Consider the following 19,589-nt stretch of genomic DNA (forward strand, 5'->3'; position numbering starts at 1 on the left):
CGCACCCGTTGGTGGCGCGGTGCGAGGCTTTGCAGCTTTGTCAGGCCTGGAGGATGGGTCGTGCTACCACTCCAAGGCGTCCAGCATGTCCTTGACGGCGGGGTCTTCGGTGGTGTCTGCGGTCGGGGTGAGCGCATCGAGCACGAGCGAGCTGACAATGGCGACGAGGTCCCGACTGCCTCGGGTGTTGATTTCTGCCTGGAGGCAGTGCAGGCCGCCGTTGGCGTACTCCTCGAAAATCCTCAGCCGCTCGACGAGCCGGTCGTCAGCGAGGATCTTTGCGTCTTCGGGCACTTCGGCTGCTGCGATCAGATCGATGAGCACATCGCCGTATTCACGGTTTTCCACCAGCGCATAGCGGATCCCCTCCCCAGACTTCTCGAAAGGCACGCGGCGTTCCTTTCGACGGCCCAAGGAGGCGGCAAACAGCAGTGCCTCGTAGTTGGCGCGGAAGGGGCCGTCCTTGCCGGTGAGGAGGGACAACAGCTGTTCGTGTTCGGCCGGGCGGCGAAAGCGGACCTCGACGGCCATCAGACGGTCACCTCTTCCAGGACGGTGTGATTGAACTCGCCGTGAGAGACGTAAGGGTAGGCACGGCCGTTGATGGTGATGGTGTCCTCGTCAGCGTCGGTGTTGGTGATGTAGGAGCGCAGCACGTACATGCGGGATGCTGCCCCTCCGAGGTGGTCAAGCACCATGCCGCGGGACTGCGACTTCGACAACAGGGTGACGATCTGCGAGGTGAGTTTGGGGAGAGATTCGGCGATGTCGTTCTGGTAGGCGACGTCGAGGTTTCCGAACGGGGCGTCCATGACGACCGGATAGACGCCCCCGCCTCCCAGGACGGCGTCGGGTGTCTTCTGCTTGCGGTCGTGTGTCTCCTTGGCCAGTTCAGAGACAGCTCCCACGAATGACAGACCCAGGATCTGGTTCTCGCCGGTGCTGCGGGCGGCGGCGACTCCTGCGGAGTGGTTAACCAGTTCCAACGCGAAGGCGGGGGTGAGGTTGGGGGTGAAGGGCTTGATACAGATCCGCCCGAAGACGCTCTTTACCTTCTGGTCGAGCTGCTGGCGGACCTCCTCGGTCTTGACCGCCAGGATCCGCTGGAAAGCGCTGAGGACCTCGTCGACCAGGGCCACCTGCCGCTGTATGCGCTTGGACTCCTCGTCTTGCACCCGCGCGGAATGGAACTGACGCTTGACCTTCTCGATCTGCTCGTCCAGCTCAGCCAGCTGGGACTGCGCCTCCCGGTGCTGCTGCAAGGCATCCAGGCGCTTGCGGTCGAACTCCTTACGCCGCTCCTCCAGACGCTGGACGTCCATCACATCGACGCCCTCCAGTTCGCGTGCGATGTCGCTCTCTTCGGCATCGATCTGCCGGATCGAGGACTCGATCTCCTCGACGTCGGCGACGCACTCCCGCAACTTCGCCAGCAGGTCCGCCCGCGCCAAGGTCAGGTCGGCTGCCTTACCACGCAGATACATCCAGCGGGTCTCGACATCGGCGAGCCCGGCGTTGTAACGGCGTTCCTCCAGCGCCATCCGCGCCTGGGAGCCCTCGGGCAGGTCGCGCCCGCACATGCACAAGCCGTCTTCGAGCAGGCCGTCAATGTAGTCGCGCTGGATGCCGGCGGGCAGCTCGCGGCGCTTGCGCATCCCTTCTGCGAGGTCGAGAACCTGGTTGTCGATACCGCCGGTGAAGGCAAGGAAGCTGCTCCGGGCGAGCAGCTCGCGCTTTTTCTCCTGACGTTCGGCCCGCTTGGTCACCAGCTCGTCCAGACGCACTTTCAGCTTGGCGCGCTGACGCTGCAGCGGCGCAGCCTTGCCGTTAGCGAGGAGCGCCTGGTTGGCCGCCTCGACTTCACGCTCATAACCACCAGCGGTCTCAGAGAGCTGCAGCAGCTGTTTGTGAACGTCGAGCTTGTGCTGCTCCAGCCGTTCCTGCTCGACCATCAGCGCCTGCAGGCGCCCGTCACCGCTGCTCCCAATCTGCCGACTGAGCTTGCGTGACGCACTCGGCAGGTGCGTCGCGATGGCCCGCTCAATCTCCTCCAGCCCCATCAGGGTCTTGATCGCCTGCTTGACCTCGTCCGTGCGGTCGCCGGTGAACATGCGCTCCATGCGCTCACCGTTAAAGAAGAAGAACTGCCGCAAACCTTCGGGAAGAATCTTTTGTATGCGGTCTTGGCCATTGGTAACGGTGGTGCTGGCGCCGCGCTCGGACTCAGTAACGATGAGCTTCGGCGCCAATGCGACCTGTTCTTCGGCGTTCTTCGTCGTTGTGACCGTACGCAGCACCGTGAACAGCAGTCCCTCATGCTCGAACTCGACCTTCACCGAGGCGCTGACGCCGCCGCCGAAGGGGGTCTGCGTCCACGCGTGATCGTTGATCACGCGTTCCTGGTGCTCGACGTCGTCGGAGAAGGCGCCGTACAACGCCCACGTGAACGCGTTCAGCAGGGTCGTCTTCCCCGCGCCGTTCATGCCGAAGATGAGGATGGCCGGCTTGTCTGGAGTGACCTCGAGATCAAGCTGCTGGGTCCCGTAGAAGACGCGGAAATTATCCAACGTGAGCTTGAGCAGTTTCATTTGGCCAGCTCCTTGGTGGCGCGGACGATCTCGTCCGTGAGCAGGGTCGGATTCTTCACATGCAGGTGCTCACGCTCGAGCTGCCAAACCTTCGCCACCAGCTTCCTGGCCTCCGGCGACAGGTCGTCCATAATGTCTTTCAGGCTTTCCGTCGTCCCCATGGTCTTTCTCCACACGTCAGGCTGTCTGTCGGTCGTGCATGTGCTGTCAGGTGTCCATGAGCCCGTAGCGCAGGCGCAGCGGGCGCAAGATGTCGAGGGTGTGCGCCTCGTTGTCGGCAAGCCGGGCGAACTCTGTCACCCGTGCCAGCTCGCGGGCCACCATGCGTCGCTCGGTCTCGTGCTGCAGATCGCTGGCACCGCTGGGGGGGACGACGATGAAATCGACGATGTCCGCGCGTTTCTTGCCCGGTGCCTTACGCAGGACGCGCCCGCGGCGCTGAATGAACTGGCGCGGGTTGGAGGAGCTCGCAAGGAGGTAAGCGGTGCGTGCGGCCGGCACGTCCACGCCCTCGTCGAGGCACTTCATCGACAGCAGTACCTGCAGCTGGGTACCGGTGGCGAATTGGCGCAGCAAGTGCTGGCGTTCCTGACGCTTGGTCTCAGCGGTGTAGGGGGCTGCGGGCATGCGCAGCTCGGTGCCGACCAAGGCCAGTGCCTGCTGCAGCTGGGTCGGCTCGTGAGGGTCACCGTCCTCGTAGGACAGGGGGTGGCGGCCTTCGGCGCAATACAGCAGCTGGTACCAGTCGTTGCGCCGTGCATTGATCTCGCGGCGCAGGGCGGGCAGTTTGGCGTGGGCGTGTCCGAGGATGTTGGAGCGCCTTCGCAGTAGCTGGCCCAGGGGGCTGTCGTCGTCCGTATCGGGGGACAGGCCCTCGGCCGCAATGATTTTGGCGATCTTTTCGGTCACCTCGGCATAGAGGTAACCCTCCTCGTCGTCCAGTTCGACTAGGACTGGTGTGTAGGTGTAGCGGCACAGAGCGCCTTCACGGATGGCGTCGCCGATGCCCATCTCGAAGACGACCTCGCCGAAGTAGTCCGTTAGTGCCGCGGTGCCCTGGTCATCGAACCAGCGTTCCGGCGTGGCCGACAGACCCAGCCGGTAGGCGGCGGATGTAGGCAGCTTCTGGCGCAGGCGTTTGGCGCCGAGGTTGTGGCACTCGTCTGCGATGACTAGGAGGTGGCCACGGTGGCGGGCCAAGATCGACTGCATCGGGTCGGCGGCAAAGGTGGCATTGGTGGTGACCAGGACTCCGCCCTGGGCGCTGCCCAGGGCCAGGGCGTCCAGAAGCGAGGAAGCTTTGCCGTACCAGCTCCTGGTGGACTCGTAGGCGCGCAGGGGCTGCACGCCGAACCAAGCGATGTCCTTGCACCATTGATCGACCAGGTGCTGGTAGGGGGCGATCACGACGGTCAGCAGTGATTGGCCGCGTCTGTGCAGCAGGCGGGTGAGCTGGGCTGCGGCCGACAGGGCGGTCAGGGTTTTACCCGTGCCGGTGGCCATACGCAGAATGCCGCGGCCGCCCGCCGCGAACCAGCGTTCGACGGCTTGTTTCTGGTAGCCACGGACGGTCAGTTCGCTGGGGATCGTCAGCCGTCCGGAGTTCTCCGGGCGTGGCAAGGTGATCAGGGCACCGTCCAACAGCGGCAGTTCGGTGTCACGCCTGGTGGGCTGGGCGCAGCGCTGGATGACCGTGTGGGCAGCGGCAGTGAAGTCGATCACCCGCAGCAGATCGGTGCGGTCTTCCCAGAGGTCTTCGAAGTCCTGGCTGATGCGTGCGGCCCGGCTGCGGTCACCCGGCTCCCAGGTGCGGAAAACCTCGATGGATTCGAAGTTGCCGACCAGTCCCGGCATCGTCTCGTTCGCACTGCCTTTGAAGGCGACCATGTCCTGGCCGTCCCGGAAGATGCCGATCTTCTCGTGGTAGATCCCGATGCGGTCGTGGGAGCTGATGTAGGCGAGTTTGATATCGAGGCGGCCGTCGGCAATGAGCAGCCCTAGCTGGTCCAGCCCGCTTGCTGCGCGCGGGTCCTGGGCCGCCTGCTCCATGTCGCGCATGGCCGCCTGCTCCAACACAGCACGCAGCTCGTATCCAGCGCGGATCTGCTCCACGTCGTCGGCGGTGAGCTGCGGCGAGGCGATGATGCGCATCGTGCCGCCACCGGCGGCGAAATCGTTCAGTCCCTGGCCAAGGACGGCCAGCACTGAGGCACTGAAGTATCCAACGGCGCGATCGTAGGAGACGGCAGCATCCAAGGCGGGGAGGTAGAAGTCACCGACGATGTCGCAGCGGTCGCTGCGGTAGTCGGCACGCAGATCGGCGGCGCGCAGCCCGTCATGGTGTCGGGTCATCACAGCCCCATCAGATTGATCAGGTCGTCGGCGGACGGCCCGTCGTCGGGACGGGTGACATCGGTCGAAGACTGCTCGCTGCCCTGTTCGCTGCCGACGTCGCTGAGCCGGCGAACCACACCGTTGCGTGCAGTGAACGGCGGTGATGAAGCGGACACACGGACGCTGGCGGCCGCGATAGTGAACTCACGGGTCAACAGAGTGACCAGCTCGTCGGTGGGGATCGAACCGCCGGCCCGGTCCACTTCCTGGGCGATCAGCTCCTTGATGCTGGTATAGGGGCGTAGTCCCCACTGGGCGAGCGCCCAGGAGTTCACGTCACTGCGCACGAACCGGTCGTCCTTGGACAGCTGAGTTTTCAAGGAACGGGCGTTCACGTCCGGCCCTATGCGGTCGACCAGCAACGGCCAGTCCAGGGGGTGCCCGAGCTCCTCGAGTACGGCCAGGGCGCGGTCGGCGAGTCGTGCGCGCCGCGCAGTGCCGGATGCGGCACTCTCCTCGCCGGACAGGTCTGCGTCGTCGCCGTGGGTCTCGGATCCCGGGGCGTCGTCGGGCACCTGCCAGCCATCAGGGGTGGCAATCGCACCGAGGGCGCGTACCACCAGCGTCCGCAGCGGTTCGGGCAGTTCTTCGCTGTTGCGCAGCAGGTCGGCCAGCTGTTCGCCTGGGTGCTGCGCGCAGGCGTACACGCGAAGTCGTTCGAATACCTCCTCCAACCGCGGCGCCGACTCTGGTACCCGCCCCGGATCAAGGTCTGCGCGCGTCAGGGAAGTGGAAGAGGGCGCAACTGTTGCTGCACCTGAGGCGTCGGGGTGAGCGACAGGACGCGGTGGCGTCAGTTCGTAGTCGCCATCCATCGTTGCATCACCGCGAGGCCGCTGGTCGACTGCGAGTTCAACCTGCCTGCCCCCGACGATATGCAAGCCACAATAGTGAAGCCACTGCTCGGTGGCTTTGAGGGGACGGCCGGTGTCCTTCAGCAGCCGCATGGCACTGGGTAGCGACACTGCCTCCCCCGGGGCCAGGTCGAGCGCGCTGCGGGTCAGTTTGCGGGCGTGCGCCAGCGAACCGCTGAACAACCAGTCCCCGTCGGTGCTTCCCGACCAGTGGAAGGCGAGCAGGAGCTCAAGCACTCGCAGCTCGCTGCCCGGCAGGCGTTCGGCGAGCCAAGGATGGCAGTCCATCAGGTCCGAGCGAGTGACAGGAGTCTGAGTTGCGGACTCAAATAGCTGCAATGCGCGAGCGAGGTTGGGGGACGTCAGTGCCGCGCTTTGCAGTTGCTGGGGCAGCTCCTCCAGGAGCCGTGTCATCCATGACCGCATGGTGCGGTAGCGGGCGGCCAGTTCGTCGAGCGGCATCGGGTCCGATGCACAGACGTGCTGGGTGATCAGGTCCTGCTGGCGGGCATCGAGAGAAATGAACCATCCTTGGACCGCATGGTCGGGGCTATCCGGCTCCGTGTGCACGGGCGACGACGAGGGCACGTTCGCAGTCTCGTCCAGCGACGACTCCGGCTGCGGAAACAGGGCTGCAGCACGCACGAGAACCGCGAGGATGTCGCGCTTCGTTTCGGTACGGACCTTCGCAAGGCAGGCAAAGCTCGACGGCGTCAGACGAGCGACGTCAGCCAAGGTCCTGCCGCCTACGGCTTGCAGGACGTCCAGTGCAGTCGGTTCCAGCTCCAGCTCAGCTGTCGACATCTGCTGAGGCAGCGACGGAAGCAGCAGGTGCAAAGGCCGTATGTCCAGCTCGGGCTCAATGGCCCAGCCCAGGAAGGAGGCGAGCAGGTCGAAGACATCGTCCATGTACGGTCGGCGGGCACTTGTCTCTTCCGGTGTCTCGTGCATCCACCATTGCGCTGGCCCTCCCAACCGCTGAAGTGCGAGCAACTGCTCAGGCCCCAGCTGATCCAGCCACGGCAGCACGACCTGCCACGTTGGCCTGACCAACGAGAGCGAAGCTGACATCTTTCCCACCCTGTTCCTGCCGCTGAGCCCGCTGCGGTGCCGGCGACAGAGACTGCCCTCTCGTCCCAGCCGCCGGGCACGACTCACTCACTCAGAAGATCGTTCACACTGGTCACCGGCCCGTCTTCGGCCGCCTCGGCGTCGGCTGCATCGTCTCCGCTTTCCGCGACCGCGTCCTGCGGCTCATGCGCGTGCACCCCCTGCTGGTCGATCCGCGCCAGCCAGTTCTGGTACGGCTCGTCAGAGCCGTAGAACCACTCCTTCAGGGCGCGGCCGAGCGCGGCACGGGCGGCCTTTTCCGCCTCTCCTCGCAGCTTCGTCTCAGCGACGCCGGGTCGGCTGGTCTTGAGTGCCTTCAGCTGCTGGTCCTGGCACAGACTCAGGTACAGGCCCCGCGCGGTGCCGAGCTTGTCATCGAATTCGGTCCGGTCAGTGAACCATTCGGAGATGTACGTCCACGCCTGAGGGGTGTCCAGTATCTGCAACCAGAAGTACCGGAAGTAAACCGCCTGAGGGGTGTCCATGTTGGCGATCTGGTTCAGGGGGTGGGCGATCTCGATCTTGTTAAAGGCGAGCCTGCGGTCTTTGGCCTTACCCGCCTCCAGAGCGAAGTAAGCGTTCCACGCCTTCACCAGCGCCTCCGCGAACTGCGGCAGGTCCCTGATGTCAGCGCCGCCGGGCTGGGCCTTGCGCAGCTCCCACAGCGATCCCAGGGTCATCATCATGCCTAGCTGGCAGGCGTGCGTGTTGAACACGGCATATGCAGCCTTCGACTGCTTGAGCGCGGCGTTGCGACCAGAATCCAAATATGCCTGGGCCCGGTAGGTTTCGAAGATTTCTTCGCGTCCCTTCAGGGCTTCCCAGGCCCTAATCACATCGGACTTGGTCGTCTTCCTGCCAGCGGTCTTCTCGTCCAGGTAGTGCTCGTAGCTGTCGCGCAGCGTCCAGAACACACCCACACCGCTGAACAGGGCGTCGTGAGCAAGGGTCAGACCGGTGTCGTCTATGTGCCAGTCCTCTTTCAGCTGCGTCAGCGCCGTGGCATGGGCGGCGTAGGGCGCGGTGTGCGAGAGGAGGGTGAGGATCGCCCGGCCCCACGTGGCGGCAAACTGGTCGCTGATGGCGTCCATCCAACCCAGGGGGAATGCCGTGTTGCCGAACTTGTCGCGCTGGTAGGTGACGCCGCCTTCCTCGAGCTGGTCGGGCAGGAGGTGGTCGAGGTCGAGCTGTTCCTGCATGAAGGCGTCCAGCTCCGTCTGACTGAGCCGGCCACCGATCTTCTGGGCAACGTTCCGCAGGTATTTGGGAGGACCGAAGACGCAGCGATCGACGGCGAACTTCAGCAGGTGGATGTTGGTCAGCACGGACCACCGGGCCGGCCTGGTGGAGTTGACCTCGGGGTTGTCGTACTCCACCGCGTAGATGGGCAGCAGCGCGTCGCTTTTGTCGTTGCGCATCTCGCTGAGCACTCGGCGGGTGAGCACATTGCTCAATTCGGCGTCCGACAGCAGGATGATCCGGGATTCGGACGGCGGACGCGCTTCCTTGTTGACGTCCACGAACAGCTTGCGTGCAGCCTCATGGGGCCGGGCGTCCTCGCCGGTCTGGTCGGGGAACCAGCAGACGGTCACAGGAACTTCGATGCGACTGAGGTCGACATCGCCGAAGTCATCGAGTGCCTGGAGTACCTGGTTCTCGTAGAAGGAGCGAAAACGGGCACCACCGGAGTTCTGCCAACTCTTGGTCATCGTACGTTCAATGGCCAAAAGAGCCATGGCGCGGTGCTGGCCATCGAGGACGACCATCTGCGCCTCAGTTTTGTTCCACCACAGCTTGCCCACGCTGGCCGGGTGCAGACGGTCATTGGCTCCGACCAGGCGCTGGACCTGGAACGCGGTGCCAGCCTGCTCCTGCTGCCACTGGGCGCCGTCGTCGGTGACCACGTTGGGCTGGCCCAGCGGTTCGAAGTAGGAGGGGCGCTTGCTTCGGAAGGGCAGCAGCACGGCAACGATGGGCGGTAGAAACGCGGGTCCGGTTGGCTTGAGATCCAACAGGTAGGGAATCAGCTTGACCGCCACGCGGTGATCGTCCAGGTCACGCTGCAGCAGCTGGTTGAAGTCCAGATCGCCGGCTTCCATGACCTCACGGACGGGGGCGAGGCTCTTGGTGAGCTGGCGCTCGGGATCGTCGGTCTCCTCGCCGAGCCGTGCCTTGGTCATGATGTAGTCCACCCGGCCCGCCGGGGTGGTGAACGTGCCCCACGTCCCCTGCACGTAGTCGCGGAACGTGAGCTTGGTTCCAGAGCCGAACATCGTTTCCCTATTGCCTTCCGAGAATCGGCGCGTACAGCCGGTGCAGCAGCCACTCTGCTGACTGTGCAGTGTGGCGCAGATGCTTGAGCGTCACAGCGGCGTCTTCCTGATCGCCCAGATCGATCACCCAAGCTTCGAGCTGACGCATGGTCATGTTGCGAGCAGCCGCTCGCGCGCCGAACGTCTTTCCCTTCGCGCGGACCTCCGCGGCATCCTCAGGGTGCTCACGCAGCCAGTCGTACGCCTTGGTGAAGTCACGGCGGTGGGTACGCAGACGCTCGCGCAGGTTCTCCGCCACGCCGATGTACAGCGGTGAGGAGAACACCGGGGAGGCCATCTCCAAAATGGTGGCCATCACCCGCCGCCGCTCCTGGCTGTCCAGCGAGTTCATGAGTATCGCTAGTCGCTTGTCCTCTTCCGCGGAGGAGGCATCCGCGTCCTCATTGGGTTGGCGCAGCGGCGTATCCAGCTCGAGGTCGCCCTCCCAGGCGGCGCCGTAGGAACCGCGTCCGCGCAAGGAGATGGGCAGCGGCTCGTAGTAGCCCGCATACCTTCTGAGCAATCGCAGGAAGCCGTCAATGGCTTGATCGCCCTGCGGGCTCGGTTGCATCTTCCAGTCATGCGGACTCGCCCGAAAGCTCACATACCAGGCATACAGACCAGGAGCCTCAGGCGCTTCATCGACGTCCAGCATGGAGTAGCGGCTATGCGAGAGAGTATTCAAGGCCAATGTCCCTCATTCACCCGCGCGTAGGGAACTATTCAGCCCGACCGCGCTTCCCCGAGCAAGACCGCTCGCGCGGTGCGATCGGGTCAGCGAAACGCCCACCCGACTCGTCTGCGCATGGATGCCGTATCGCAGCGGCGCACCACTAGGGGCCTTGGCGTATACCTGCACTGATCCTTGACCCTCTCCCCCGGACGCGACAGCGCCCCCGCAGGTTGCACCATCAGCCGTTTGTGAAAAATTAGCGTAGGCGATCACACTGACACACAGGGCTCCCACAAGGTTGCCCATGGATACCTGTTCGTGATCTAGCCCGCCTCACCTAGGCACCCCGGACCGCCTCCAGCGCCGCACGGGCGACGCCAGCAACCTTCCACCTCACCTAAGGGCCTGTCACCTGCGGGCACGGCGGCCATCAACTGCCGTACACATAGGGACGCCAACCGCTCCACCCAGACCTCGACAGACTTGCCTTCGAATCCCGGCACGACCCGCGTACCTGCCGTACCCCGATGGAGACGGCAACACCTCACCCCACCTCGAAGTGCTTGACCATTACACCATTCACAATATGACCACATGAAGGTCGCCTGCGCCAGGTGCAGTTCCAGGAGCGTTACACCTGAGCAACGGCATGATTTGCGGATCATGGGGGGAGAAAGCCATATACCAGGAGGAGTCGCCGAGTTTTGGGCACGAGGCAGGAAGCTCCGGCCCACCGCCTGGACCCCCGATTCTCGAGACGGGCCAGCGAGCAACAGGGCGGAGTAGCGCTACAGCGGCAGCATTCTGCCGCTCGGGAAGGCAGATACGCCGATCCCCCCAGGACGGACTCCATGGGGGGATCGATAAGAGGCGCATCAGACAGTCACGTCACGACGGCGCCGACCATTCCTTCGATCGTGGCCATCTGTTTGTCAGCACCGAGGTAGCCGATGCCACGGTGCAGATGCACGGTCAGGATGCGCTGGATGTTCTCGTCGGTAGGCTCCTCGCCTATGGCAACGCAGCGCTGTTTAAGCAGGGCCAGGTAGAGGTCACCGTGCTGACCGGCGAACGTCTTCCAGCTCATCTCGACGTTGGAGTCGGTGACGATGTCCTTCACCAGCGGAGTGGAGGGGTCCTTCAACGACAGCAGCAGCGCCCAGCGGCACAGCACGTTCCACTGAGTGATGCCGGTGGTGCGCTTGAGATAGATCAACCGGTCCTTAGCAGGCTGAGACAGGCGGACGTTGTCAACCGACATGCTGCACTCCTGCGTTCCACCAGTAGCCCTCGACAACGCTGGTGGTGAACTCAGTATCGTCGTGGACGAGCGTATAGGTGTGGGCGACGGACTTCTTCAAACGGCCTAGCAGGTACTCGTCGATCTCCTCGTCGGTGGAGAGCAGGAGGACCTGGTCACTGGCATTGGGGAAGTAGCGGTCGACGAGGTGCTCACGGTGACGGCTATCGAGACGCCCCAGGGGGGTGTCGATCACACTGGGCAGCCTATTGCCAGCAACCCGCATCAGGCCCCACAGCAGCGAGACGGCCAGAAGCTGGCGCTCTCCCGCGCTCAGGCGCGCAGGGTCGATGGCCTCGCCCTCAGCGTCAGCAAGGGTGAGCGTGAACTTGTCGGTGTCGATACGCAGATCATGCACGAGAGACTGCTTGCGCATGAGGGCCCTGAAGCTTTGCAGGACAGCCACTTCAAGCCGGCTGATGTGCCGTTCAAGGAGCGCGGAACCGAAGCGTTCGAGGGTGTCGCGAGCCTTCTCGGAGTACTTGATGATCCGCTCGACTTCTTCCGCCTTGACCTTAGTGCGGACGAACTCCTTATGGGCGCGCTCCAGCAGGGTGGTCACGTGCTCACGACGCCGCTTGAGGTCATCCAGCTTGGCCGCTGCGCGGTCGCAGGAGGCCTCACAACGGGCAACCTCCACGATCTGCTCGTCGCGGGCCGCTTGTAGGGCCTCGACCTTGTGCTGGGCGGGCACGCCGGCGAGTTGCCGGTCCAGCTGATCAAGCTGTTCGGCGAGTTCAGCGGCGCTGTGTAGCAGCTGTGTGGACCGCTGGGTGTCCCGCTGGAGCAGTTCGTCGAGGACGGTGAGCTGAGCCAGCGCATCGTGTGGCAGCCGCAGATCCACCGGCAGCCGTGTCTTGGCGGCGCGCTCGGCGCGGTCGTCGTCCAGACTCTTGATGACCTTGGCGCGGACGCTGTCGGGCATCAGCTCCAGCAGCCACCGGTCCCGCTCCTGCAGGACCTCAAGGACCTGAGCTGACTGTTGGGCTTCCTGCTCACTCATGGCTTGTTGGCGCACGTCAGCCAGGAGAGGCTTGACCATCAGCAGTGGTAGCGGTCCAGCAGCGAGCTGCGTGAGCTCCGCACGCACTTGGGTCAGCTGGGCAAGGGCCTGCTTCTTGTCGTTCTCCAGCTCGACGCGCCGTGTGAACAGCTCACCGCCCTCGTCGGCGAACGCCTTTTCCAGGCTCTCCAGCTTGCGTAGCGCCTTACCGAGCTCGCTGCGGGACTGGGCGAGCTCTTGGTGGGCGACGTCGTATTGGGACAGCACCGCATCGCGTTCGGTTTCCTGGGTGCGAATGTTGTCCAGGAGGTGCTGTTCTTCGTCGGAAAGTTTCTGGCGCCGCTGCAGGGCCAGAAGGTCGTTGCGCAGCTGCTGGACGGTGCTGACACCCAGCAGAGAGTGCACGGCCGACTCGATGACGGACGCCGCCCGCTCGGGGTTGGCCAGCGACTCGATCTTCTCGCCGTCGAAGAAGGCGAGGGAGGCGATTTCCAGCGGCAGCAGTGACTCGACGTGGTCGGCCCAGCCCTCGCTGAGTAGCCGGTTGAACTTCCCTTCCGGCGCCGTGTTGCGCTGAGTCTTCACCCGCTCGCCGTAGGTCTCGTCGACGTAGACGTTGAGGAACTCTTTGAGCGTTTTACCACTAACGTGCCAGCTGCGGACGACACGGTAGTGGTGCTCTTGCCCACCGGTCATGACAGTGAACTCGAGGGTGATGGCAGAGCCGCGGCTGGGGTCGGCCTTACGGTTGATGCTCTCCCGCAGGTACGTCTCGTACGCCTTGGTTCCGCGGCCACTGCAGCGTGCACGGTTGCCATAAAGCGCCAGCTGGATGGCGTCGAGCAGGGTCGTCTTGCCGCACCCGTTCAACCCGCCAATCAGGATGATCGGCTTGTTCTTCTTGGGGGTGAGGTCGAGAGACTGCTTGCCGCGGTAGGCCCCGAATTCTTCGAGGGTGATCTTACGCAGGAGCATCGAGTTCGTTTTCGTCGTCGAAGGTCAGGTTCTCGGCGATGTCGTCACGCCACTTTTTCTTGCGCGTAGCGAATTCCACGGCGTCTTCGTGGTTGTCGTAGTAACCCTTCTGCACAGCTTGCTCAAGGGCTTGGAAAAGGCCGGAGCGGCGGGCCATGGTGCGGTACTTCCGCTCGACGGCGAGAAGTTCGCGGACCATGTCGTAGTGCAGGTCGTCGCCGTCGCAGACCTGCTTGAGGACATCCATCTCGTCGGAGCCCATGACAAGCTGCTCATCCAACGGTCCGCCCGGGAACGGCTCGCCGGTAGCGTCCTGGTAGATCCGCGGCAAGCTGTCCTCGACCTCATGCTTGTCGAACACCCAGATCCGGCGGATCTCATGGAGTTCGTCGAGCGTGATGAGTTCGATGTTCTGCACGTGCTCGGGGGCGTGAGCACGGATCCATGTTTGCGCCTGGAGCAGCTCCTTGAGCCACCCTTCGCGGTAGGACTGCAGATAGGGGCCATGGATGGCTCCGTCGTTGAACAGCATCACCTTGCCGTTCATACGGCGGAAGTCACGGGCCGGCTTGTCCGGGCGCGGGAACGGTGCCTTACGGCCAGGCGGAAGGTCGGGGTCGCCCTCCTCGTAGTGACCGAAGGGTGCATCGAGCTTGTTGCGCAGATCCAGCAGGGGGAGCATCCACTCCTTCTCCTCGTCGTTCTGGATCATGGCGGACATGGACTTGTCCTGCTCGACGAGGGTGCAGGTCCAGCAGCCGAAGCGGCTGGAGCCGCACGAGGGGGTGGTGGAGTCGACCACGAGGGGGCATTCGCCGTCCCCGGATGCACCCTGGTACATGGTGAGCAGGTCCTGATTGTTGTAGCCCCAGGGGTTGGGCTTTTGCATCAGGAACTCCCAGACATCGTCGTTGGTCCAGTCCTCAACGGGGCTGTAGACGAGGGAGTTGGGCAGGTTGGCGTTGGGGGAGAGGCGGTCGCGCACGCGTCGCTTCTCGTGCTTCTCCATGGCGCGGGCGCGGGCTTGGCTCTCTGCCTTGCGAATGCCCAACACCATGATCGCTTCGCCGTGGGCAGCGACCACGCTGCGGATGAAGCTGTTCGACGGCTTGATCTTCAGTCGCTCGGTGCACCAGCGGAACTTCGGGCGCGGGGCCGGATAGCCGCGGCCGATCAGGTTCACCCAGAAGGTGTCCTTTATCTCTGGCGTAAGACGGTGCGGCTCGATCGGCAGGCTCTGTGCCTGCGCCGCGTCCTGCATGGTGCCTAGAGAAGCAGAGACCCAGGCGGCGACGACGGGATTCTCCACGAGGGTGTCAGTGGAGATGACGTGCACGGCCTTGGTGCGCTGCTCGGCGGGCAGGTCTGCGAGGGCCATCCACACCAGCTGCAGGACGGCGGTGGAGTCCTTACCTCCGCTGTAGCCGATGACCCAAGGCACCTGGTCGGCGGTGTAGAGCTCGCGGATCTCCTCGGTGAGCTCGTTTACGACCTCGTCCAGCGAACGGCCGTTGAAGGGCTTGCGGCGTACGGGGGTGAGCCCGAGGTTGAGGGGGATGGTGGTCATGCCTCGCCTCGCAGGTATGCGTCTTCCACGCGCTGTTCTTCTGGGCTCAGCTCCAGACCCAGATGCTTGCGCAGGTAATTAACGGTAAGTGTCACGTTTTGGTGACTTTTGGAGACGCGACCACCGACGATGGCGCGCCCCTCCCAGTCTGCGTTGGTTCGGCTCCAATCCACGTGCTTCAGCGGAGCCAAACGCTTCTTCCACGCAGCTGCCTTGGTGGACTCCCGCAGGAGGGAGTTGCCGACACGACCCAGCGCATGCAGGGCGATTCCGTGGCTGTGGATGAAGTCCCGGCGCATCTCCTGAGCGGACAGCTGCTTGTCACGCACCATCGTCCACTCGGGCAGCGCCGCATCCACGGCCTCCCAGAACGACTGCGCCAGCCGGCTGGCCTCCTCCTGCTTCAACTCGAGGCCCTGGAGCAGGGACTGGTTGCCGAAGTACAAGGCGCTCAGGGTGAACAGCTTGCGGGACCGGGCGGACAAGGTGCTCTTTTCCATCTCCACAAAACCCTTGAAGATGACCGAGCGCTCGGTGAGGGTCCGGGTGATCTGCGCGTTGACGTCCCGGTGGTCGTAGAGGACACCGATGGAGCGCGCCGGACGGACGGCGTGCCGATTGAGGTCGGCAAACATCTGCTGAGAGCGGGCGAGCCCAGTGTCGTGGAAGAAGACCACGGCGATGGTCTCATCCCCCAGATCGGGGTTCTCCTTCAACGCAAGCTCGATGGCGGCGCGGCGGTGCTGCCCGTCATTGATGAGGAAGCGTGCATCCATCGGGATGCGCAGTTGCCCCGTACGGTGCGCGGCGCCCTCTGCGCCCTGACTTTCGAACACCATGTCCCCGTCCACGGAAGCGGTCAGGGCACTGAACACGTAGTCCTCGGGGTTGTCCAGGATATAGCGGGCGAGCGCCGGCAGACGTCCTTTGTTCAGGACGCGCTGGGCTCTCAGGTCAGCGGAAAGATCATCTTCGTCAAAGAGGAAGATCTTCGGGATGAGCCGCAGCGGGCACATCGACGCATAGAACTCCCGCCCCGCCTGCACCCCGCGGATCGCAGGGAAGGTGTACTCAAAACCATTCGACACTCGCGAGACGACCCGCCCCGCAGCCTTACTCGCCGCTTCAGTCTGCACCCGTGCACTCTAGCGTGTCCGTACGTCTCCTGAGAAACGTACGTCACCTTCGTCTCGACGTACCCAGGTGCGGAAAATGACGTCCCACTCCCCGGCGGTGCGTCTGGAGCTCACAGAGCGGCAGGGACAGACATCGCAAGTACGGTGTCCACATGCCAAGGTGGCGGCTTCATGCACTGCGGTCCCAGCGTGTACGTTAATCACTTGACGTACGACCTGTTGTAGAAGCGTGCAAAGAGGCGGGTGAGCGCCGTGGTGGCGTATCTGGATGTGGCGGCGACGACGCGGGTGGATCCCAGAGTCGCCGAGGTCGTCCTGCACTGGATGACCGAAGACTTCGGCAACGCCGGCAGCCGCACCCACGAGTACGGTGCACGCGCCAAGAAGGCTGTGCAACAGGCGCGTTCCTTCATCGCCGGCACCGTCGGCGCCAAAACGGAAGAAGTAATCTTCACCAGCGGGGCGACGGAGTCCAACAACATCGCTCTGCTCGGACTGGCGCCGCACGGCGAGCTCACGGGGCGCAAGCACATCATCACCTCCGCCATCGAGCACAAGGCGGTACTGGAGCCACTGACACACCTACGCGACACCCGCGGCTTCGAGGTCGACTTCCTCTCCCCCGGCCCCAGCGGCCGCATCACCGCCGACGCCGTGCTGGAGCGGCTACGCCCGGACACCCTGGCGGTGTCGCTGATGCACGTCAACAACGAAACCGGCGTCATCCAGCCGGTAGCCGAACTCGCCGAGAAGCTGCGCGTCACGCCCACCTATCTGCACGTCGACGCCGCTCAGGGCTACGGCAAGGTCCCCGCCGACCTGATGGCGCCCATCGACCTGATCAGCATCTCCGGCCACAAGATCGGCGCCCCGAAGGGCGTCGGCGCTCTGATCACCCGCCGGCGGGGATGGGACAAGGTACCGCTGGAACCGATCATGTTCGGCGGTGGACAGGAGCGCAAACTACGCCCCGGCACCCTCGCTGTTCCATTGATCATGGGCCTGTGCGAGGCCGCGAAGATCTTCACCGAGAGCCGGGCAACATGGGAGCGGGAGGCGAAGGCGATGCGCGAGCGGATCCTTGCTGCGCTCAGCGCGACGCGCTTCCGCCTCAACGGAGACCCGGAGCACAGCGTCCCCCACATCCTCAACGTCAGCTTCGATGAGCTGAATGCCGAAGCACTCATCGTCCGCCTCAAAGACCAGGTCGCCATCGCCACCGGCTCGGCCTGCACCAGCGCCTCTTACACCCCCAGCCATGTCCTTCAGGCGATGGGCCTGGACGACGCGGTGGCTGCCAACGGGCTCCGTCTTTCCTGGTTCCCTTCCCAGGCAGCCGATTTCGATCCCCTCCCGCTCGCCGAGACCATCGCCAGCATGCAGCCCCAGGAAGGTTGACCAGCCCTACGCCTCCGAGCGACGCACCAGCCGGTGCCCACGCAGCTGCCGGCCGCACCTGACGAGCTCGGCCTCCCAGCCGTCCTCGGTCCCGATCAGGTGCGGCCGTTCATACAACCCCGCCCGCATCTCAGACTCGGTCAACCGGCGGTATCGCGGCACGTCCGGATCATCCGGTGCCAGGAACTCGTGCTTGCGGTGCAGCAGCGGCCGGTTGGCCGAGCTCTCGTATGAGAGATGGGAAGCTTCAAGCGTCTGCAGGTCCACCATGTAGGAAGATCGGATCCGCGGATGCGGGTCTTTGTCAAAGTCCGGGTAGTCCAGCCACGACACCGCTCGCCCTTGGTGCTTGAGCTTGGCCACGGTCCACTGCTCCGGGCGGCCGGCAGCGATCGACGCACAGTGCTCGTACAAGCGCAATACCGTCGGGATCCGCTCCAGCACGCGTCGATGCACGTACAGCGCCGTCGGTGTCACCTTGCCGGCAACGGAGGCGTTCATGGCACTCCGCACATAGCCGTCGTCGCGGAGCTTCAACAACAGTCGGTCAGCCCGCTGACACGCCTCCTTGTAGGAACTGAAGAACGTGCGCACGTCCTGTTGCAAGCCCACTGGCAGACTCCCGAACGGTCCACGACCGTTGAACAGCTCCACCGCCAGGTAGAGCAACGTGTTCAACGTCGATCGCTTAGCCCCCGCGGTGGCCCGCTCAGGATCAGCACCATCCCGCATCAGGCGTTTGACGTCGCCGGGTCGCAGGTGAGCCAGGAGCTCCGCAACGGTCCGTGGCATCTCCTCAATCCGCGGCGAACGTCCCCTGCGCTCGAAAAAGTCCACCACCGCACTCACCGCTGAGGCAGTGTCCTCGGAAGCAAGCCACTCGGCATCCGGGATCACACGCTGCGCCAGATAGCTCAGACGGGCGCCCTCGTCCCGGAACGCGTAGACGACTCCGGGCGCGGCGGCAACCACCCGCGCGCCGGTCACCTGCTCCACGTATTCCCGAAGCTCACTCGCGGCGTAGAGATGCTGGAACGTCTGCCGACTCGTCAGTAGACCGTCACCGAATCGCTGACCGTGGACCTTTGACTTCTCCCAGGTCAGCCGGGCTGAGACAACCAGCAGCGTCGAGGTCAGTTCCCACGCCTGCTCCAAGGTCTGCCGACGCTCTACCGGATCCTCGATCACGTTCAACACGTAGGTCAGCAACACGACGTCGCTGGCGACCAGCCGGGTGTCGGAGCGGTAATACGGATCCCACCCAGCCACCTGGCAGTCCAATTGCTCCAAGGCCCTGACATCGTCACCACGGCCACAGCCGTAGTCAAGGATCGTCCGCTCAGGTAGCAACTGGCGGTCCGCCAGCGCCTGACGCGCGGGCACCGACAACGCCATCCGCCCAATCGCCGTTCGGCGACGCTCACTACCCCACATCTGCTGCATCACAGGCATCTGCATCCAGGTAACGACACGATCAGCAGGGTAGAAGACAGGCGTCCGGCGTGCTCTCGCAACGGCGAACATGCCCCTCAAGTGTCAGCAAGGCACCGTCACGCGGCGCATCCGCTGGCCGTGTGTTCCCAAATTATGATGTCTGCCGCTCGAAGAAGGCTGAGAGGCCTCTCGTCAGGCGTATGGATGGGGACAATGAGGTCTTGGATCCAACCCCGGTGACAGCTTAGGTCTGCTTGCAAGAGCGGCCACAAGCGCCGGGGGGTGTCCTTATAGGCTCCGGGAACTGGCTTTTGGCCGAGGTAGAACTGGTAGATGCTGCTGTCGAAGATCGGCACGAGGTTAGGCCGCTTGCGGTGGAGGATCTTGGTGACGGCAACGGCCTTGAAGTCGGGCAGCCCCGTACCGCCGGCTTCACCTGTAGCCACTAGTGCTCGATCAACCAGAGACCAGGGTCCCGTCAACGGATCCAGCGTCACGTCCAAGAAGTCGGCTGTCGCACACCCCTTGTTCGCAAGCACCGCTTCCATGGCTTGCAGGACTTCAGCTCCCGGGCCATCAGGGTGGAACAACGGCACTACCTGCTTGTAGCCCATGCGAACGCTCAGCAGGGCCGGGGCCAGACAGTCCAACGGGCTCAATCGGTCCGGATCGCCCTGCCAGTCATACGTGCGGAAGGCTCTGGGCCCCCGGGGGTCTGTGTAGGTCTGCAGGTGCTTCTCCGCACAACCATGCAGTGCTCCAATGGTTCTCACGTAGCCCCCCGCAGCCTCGACGGTGCGCATGGCAGCGCCGCCGCTCTCATCAGAGCAATGCTCATGCTACGA

Annotated in this window: 14 protein-coding genes; 1 reads left to right on the forward strand and 13 read right to left on the reverse strand. The window is 64.1% G+C overall.

Translation table 11 applies throughout. From position 1 onward, the window contains the following. Positions 1 to 63 precede the first annotated feature (63 nt). The 11 genes from TNCT1_RS00455 to dndB all read right to left on the reverse strand — a co-directional run bounded on the left by TNCT1_RS00455 (position 64) and on the right by dndB (position 15,912). The gene (locus TNCT1_RS00455; RefSeq protein ID WP_143626925.1) at positions 64 to 531 is read right to left on the reverse strand and encodes a DNA phosphorothioation-associated protein 4; all 468 of its coding nucleotides are present in this window, start codon (positions 529 to 531) and stop codon (positions 64 to 66) included. Continuing rightward, positions 531 to 2,588 carry an AAA family ATPase gene (locus tag TNCT1_RS00460; RefSeq protein WP_143626927.1) on the reverse strand — a complete coding sequence of 686 codons (2,058 nt, stop codon included), beginning with the start codon at positions 2,586 to 2,588 and terminating at the stop codon, positions 531 to 533. Before TNCT1_RS00460 ends, TNCT1_RS00455 begins: the two co-directional genes overlap by 1 nt. Continuing rightward, positions 2,585 to 2,749 (reverse strand): hypothetical protein, encoded by a 165-nt coding sequence (locus tag TNCT1_RS35440; RefSeq protein WP_019524112.1) that lies wholly within the window; start codon positions 2,747 to 2,749, stop codon positions 2,585 to 2,587. Before TNCT1_RS35440 ends, TNCT1_RS00460 begins: the two co-directional genes overlap by 4 nt. Positions 2,750 to 2,795: 46 nt before the next feature. Beyond that, positions 2,796 to 4,940, reverse strand: coding sequence for a DEAD/DEAH box helicase family protein (locus TNCT1_RS00465; protein WP_174266084.1), 2,145 nt, complete (start codon positions 4,938 to 4,940; stop codon positions 2,796 to 2,798). Beyond that, the gene (locus tag TNCT1_RS00470) at positions 4,940 to 6,907 is read right to left on the reverse strand and encodes a hypothetical protein (protein ID WP_143626932.1); all 1,968 of its coding nucleotides are present in this window, start codon (positions 6,905 to 6,907) and stop codon (positions 4,940 to 4,942) included. The genes TNCT1_RS00465 and TNCT1_RS00470 overlap by 1 nt, the downstream gene beginning before the upstream one ends. A gap of 83 nt (positions 6,908 to 6,990) precedes the next feature. Next, positions 6,991 to 9,219, reverse strand: a complete 2,229-nt coding sequence (locus TNCT1_RS00475) for a DNA sulfur modification protein DndB (RefSeq protein ID WP_143626934.1) — start codon at positions 9,217 to 9,219, stop codon at positions 6,991 to 6,993. A 7-nt stretch (positions 9,220 to 9,226) separates the two neighbouring features. Next, positions 9,227 to 9,913 (reverse strand): GIY-YIG nuclease family protein, encoded by a 687-nt coding sequence (locus TNCT1_RS00480; protein WP_143626936.1) that lies wholly within the window; start codon positions 9,911 to 9,913, stop codon positions 9,227 to 9,229. A gap of 901 nt (positions 9,914 to 10,814) precedes the next feature. Beyond that, positions 10,815 to 11,192 (reverse strand): DNA sulfur modification protein DndE, encoded by a 378-nt coding sequence (gene dndE / locus TNCT1_RS00485; RefSeq protein WP_143626938.1) that lies wholly within the window; start codon positions 11,190 to 11,192, stop codon positions 10,815 to 10,817. Next, positions 11,182 to 13,209 (reverse strand): DNA sulfur modification protein DndD, encoded by a 2,028-nt coding sequence (gene dndD, locus TNCT1_RS00490; protein WP_143626941.1) that lies wholly within the window; start codon positions 13,207 to 13,209, stop codon positions 11,182 to 11,184. Before dndD ends, dndE begins: the two co-directional genes overlap by 11 nt. Beyond that, positions 13,196 to 14,776 carry a DNA phosphorothioation system sulfurtransferase DndC gene (dndC, locus tag TNCT1_RS00495; protein ID WP_174266085.1) on the reverse strand — a complete coding sequence of 527 codons (1,581 nt, stop codon included), beginning with the start codon at positions 14,774 to 14,776 and terminating at the stop codon, positions 13,196 to 13,198. Before dndC ends, dndD begins: the two co-directional genes overlap by 14 nt. Next, a complete protein-coding gene (dndB, locus tag TNCT1_RS00500) occupies positions 14,773 to 15,912 on the reverse strand; it encodes a DNA sulfur modification protein DndB (RefSeq protein WP_216856565.1) in 1,140 nt (379 codons plus the stop codon). Before dndB ends, dndC begins: the two co-directional genes overlap by 4 nt. Before the next feature lie 243 nt (positions 15,913 to 16,155). Between dndB and dndA the strand changes: the two genes are divergently transcribed. Beyond that, positions 16,156 to 17,310, forward strand: coding sequence for a cysteine desulfurase DndA (dndA, locus tag TNCT1_RS00505; RefSeq protein ID WP_143626943.1), 1,155 nt, complete (start codon positions 16,156 to 16,158; stop codon positions 17,308 to 17,310). 6 nt (positions 17,311 to 17,316) lie between these two features. On the opposite strand, the gene TNCT1_RS00510 is transcribed toward dndA, so the two are convergent. Beyond that, the gene (locus tag TNCT1_RS00510) at positions 17,317 to 18,753 is read right to left on the reverse strand and encodes a DNA phosphorothioation-associated putative methyltransferase (RefSeq protein WP_143628246.1); all 1,437 of its coding nucleotides are present in this window, start codon (positions 18,751 to 18,753) and stop codon (positions 17,317 to 17,319) included. Positions 18,754 to 18,860: 107 nt separating this feature from the next. Then, positions 18,861 to 19,547, reverse strand: coding sequence for a DUF6308 family protein (locus tag TNCT1_RS00515; RefSeq protein WP_235902237.1), 687 nt, complete (start codon positions 19,545 to 19,547; stop codon positions 18,861 to 18,863). Positions 19,548 to 19,589: the final 42 nt, after the last annotated feature.

Origin of the sequence: Streptomyces sp. 1-11, assembly GCF_007176755.1 — a bacterium.
Lineage (GTDB): Bacteria > Actinomycetota > Actinomycetes > Streptomycetales > Streptomycetaceae > Streptomyces.

Excerpts from the sequence above, each read along its gene's own strand:
- TNCT1_RS00455 (WP_143626925.1), bottom strand. The coding sequence starts at position 531 with ATGGCCGTCGAGGTCCGCTTTCGCCGCCCGGCCGAACACGAACAGCTG.
- TNCT1_RS00460 (WP_143626927.1), bottom strand. The coding sequence starts at position 2,588 with ATGAAACTGCTCAAGCTCACGTTGGATAATTTCCGCGTCTTCTACGGG.
- TNCT1_RS35440 (WP_019524112.1), bottom strand. The coding sequence starts at position 2,749 with ATGGGGACGACGGAAAGCCTGAAAGACATTATGGACGACCTGTCGCCG.
- TNCT1_RS00465 (WP_174266084.1), bottom strand. The coding sequence starts at position 4,940 with ATGACCCGACACCATGACGGGCTGCGCGCCGCCGATCTGCGTGCCGAC.
- TNCT1_RS00470 (WP_143626932.1), bottom strand. The coding sequence starts at position 6,907 with ATGTCAGCTTCGCTCTCGTTGGTCAGGCCAACGTGGCAGGTCGTGCTG.
- TNCT1_RS00475 (WP_143626934.1), bottom strand. The coding sequence starts at position 9,219 with ATGTTCGGCTCTGGAACCAAGCTCACGTTCCGCGACTACGTGCAGGGG.
- TNCT1_RS00480 (WP_143626936.1), bottom strand. The coding sequence starts at position 9,913 with ATGCTGGACGTCGATGAAGCGCCTGAGGCTCCTGGTCTGTATGCCTGG.
- dndE (WP_143626938.1), bottom strand. The coding sequence starts at position 11,192 with ATGTCGGTTGACAACGTCCGCCTGTCTCAGCCTGCTAAGGACCGGTTG.
- dndD (WP_143626941.1), bottom strand. The coding sequence starts at position 13,209 with ATGCTCCTGCGTAAGATCACCCTCGAAGAATTCGGGGCCTACCGCGGC.
- dndC (WP_174266085.1), bottom strand. The coding sequence starts at position 14,776 with ATGACCACCATCCCCCTCAACCTCGGGCTCACCCCCGTACGCCGCAAG.
- TNCT1_RS00510 (WP_143628246.1), bottom strand. The coding sequence starts at position 18,753 with ATGCAGCAGATGTGGGGTAGTGAGCGTCGCCGAACGGCGATTGGGCGG.
- TNCT1_RS00515 (WP_235902237.1), bottom strand. The coding sequence starts at position 19,547 with ATGCGCACCGTCGAGGCTGCGGGGGGCTACGTGAGAACCATTGGAGCA.